This window comes from Vibrio sp. G-C-1 (assembly GCF_021728015.1).
Lineage (GTDB): Bacteria > Pseudomonadota > Gammaproteobacteria > Enterobacterales > Vibrionaceae > Vibrio > Vibrio splendidus.
The window spans coordinates 1-1,945 of sequence record NZ_JAKKCR010000034.1 but is presented as its reverse complement, the minus strand read 5'-3'; the positions used below and the strand labels follow the sequence as shown (position 1 = coordinate 1,945).

The following is a 1,945-nucleotide window of genomic DNA, read 5'->3' as shown; positions in this document are numbered from 1 at the left end:
TCAGCGTAGAGTTATCGGATTCATTGCTGCCCGTTTGCTCTCTCGCTTTCGCGTTGTTGGCTAAGGCAATCGCCGCTTTGGTGGTTTCGGTTTGTTGGCCGGCCATCGATTTGATCGAATCAATGGCATGTTGACTGACTTCGGATTGCTCTTCTAAGACTGACGAACCAAAACCGAACGCTTCGTCGACGGTGTTATCGACCACGCGCAGCGAATCCCCGACCACCGATTGATTGACTCTTAAAGCTTGGGTACCAAAATCAAACGCCTCTTCTGCAGTACGCCCTGCAATGGCCATCGCCCCATGGTCGGTCATGGTTAAATTGATGTCCGAATCACTGACGCCCGACAGCATCACACCGGTGTTGTCGCCACCGACCGCCGCGCTGCTGCTGGTGTTCGTGGTCGTCGTGGTGTTGCTTTGACGACTTTTCGAAGAACTTCTTCCACCCATATCCGCTAACCTTATTTGTAAAACCCGTTCATCGCCGTGACGTTCAATTTCCTGAACCGGTAACTTTAATCGTCTTGCAATGAATCGCTTGGCACCCTCACGATAAAAATGCGCTCGCACCGAATCAAACCCGTGGGCTTTGGCGTGCTTGATGGCTCCTAGTGTTCCTTTGGCCATATCACCGGCTAAACCCACAACCACCAGTTCTTTGGTGTTGTTTTTCAGCCTTTCACCGCGCAATAACATGACAGTGTCACTTATTTGATACGTTGCCTCTAAGCCCTTTGCCACTTGGGTTTGTGCGTGTTGGTAATACTCTCTCAGTGCCGGTTTCAACCGTTGATGGACGTGAGCCCACTTTGCTGGCTGTAAGCTACCGTTTGGACAAGGCATACAAGGCAAACAGCGCCATCAACACAATGAACCACCACGGCATGCCGCGTTGCTCACCGAGGCTGATGTGCCCGCCCTCAAACCCACTGTTGTTGGTGGTGTTGCCCGAAGTGCCGGACGTCGCCGGTCCTGCCGTGCCCCCTTGAAGGCCACCGCCACCGGTTAATGATGTCAATGATCCGAGCATCAGCGCCCTCCTTTAAGCCACATCAGTGACGCGACAAGCACCACCACGAGCAACACTTTATTGAGTCCTTTGCCGGCACTGAGCCCAAACAGGCTGCCTGCCCCAAATCCACCCAATACCCAAAACAATAACGGCATCACCGTCTCCTTATTTTCGAAACGCCAGCGCACCCAATATCAAGACCAGCACCACACCAACGCCGCCACCGACGTACAACAATGTGTTGTCTTTCGCGGGTTGGGCGTGCGGTGTGGTCACCGTGTTGCCCTTGTCATCCACTCGAGGGTGATTGGGTTGCTGCGTCTTGTCGGGATTGGCCGATTGGTCGTTGGTTGGAAACAACCAGTCGGCGTTTTCACCGACCGAATCTAACGCGCCCGCGCCAAACTCCAATAGATCATCAAAAAAAGCGTTCATTGGCGCTCCTTAGGCCGCGCCGCTCTGCAACATTTCTGGTCGCGTGACTTTCACCGACTCCACCAAGATCGGGATCGAGCCCGGGACATCGGTCGTGGTCACGGAGAATTTCAAGTTGGAGCTGTGCTGCGTCGGAAACAGTTCATCAATGGAGAACCCACGAACGATCGGGTCAAAATGAAAATACCCGTCTTGTGGCGTGCGCTCATTGCGTTTCGCATTGGCTTCTGAAATGAAGGTGTTGGCTTCGTACTCTTTGACAAAGTCGCGCTCAATTTCCAATTTGCTGATGTTGTCGTGCATGAAATGCATGCGACGAATGCTGATGAGCGGACTCGTCACCAAGTTGGTGAACTCGTTCTCACCTTGTGCATTGGCTGGCATGGTTTCGCGTTTGATCATCGGCACCAAGACACGCATCGCTTGAGAGTTGCTCACCCACGCATGCACTTGGATAGACAGTGGCGTCGCGTTGGCCGCCTTGCCTTTGAATT

Annotated in this window: 3 protein-coding genes and 1 pseudogene; all 4 read right to left on the bottom strand. The window is 53.2% G+C overall.

The features are described 5' to 3' along the window. Positions 1 to 847 (bottom strand): hypothetical protein (locus L3V36_RS23755; protein WP_237296729.1); only part of this gene is annotated, 847 nt, incomplete at its 3' end. After that, entirely contained in the window at positions 828 to 1,034 is a 207-nt protein-coding gene (locus L3V36_RS23750) for a hypothetical protein (RefSeq protein ID WP_017082233.1), read from the bottom strand. The genes L3V36_RS23750 and L3V36_RS23755, both read right to left, overlap by 20 nt. A 147-nt stretch (positions 1,035 to 1,181) precedes the next feature. After that, entirely contained in the window at positions 1,182 to 1,451 is a 270-nt protein-coding gene (locus tag L3V36_RS23745; RefSeq protein ID WP_076646435.1) for a hypothetical protein, read from the bottom strand. 9 nt (positions 1,452 to 1,460) lie between these two features. Next, positions 1,461 to 1,945, bottom strand: a pseudogene (locus L3V36_RS23740) (hypothetical protein); the annotation flags it as partial.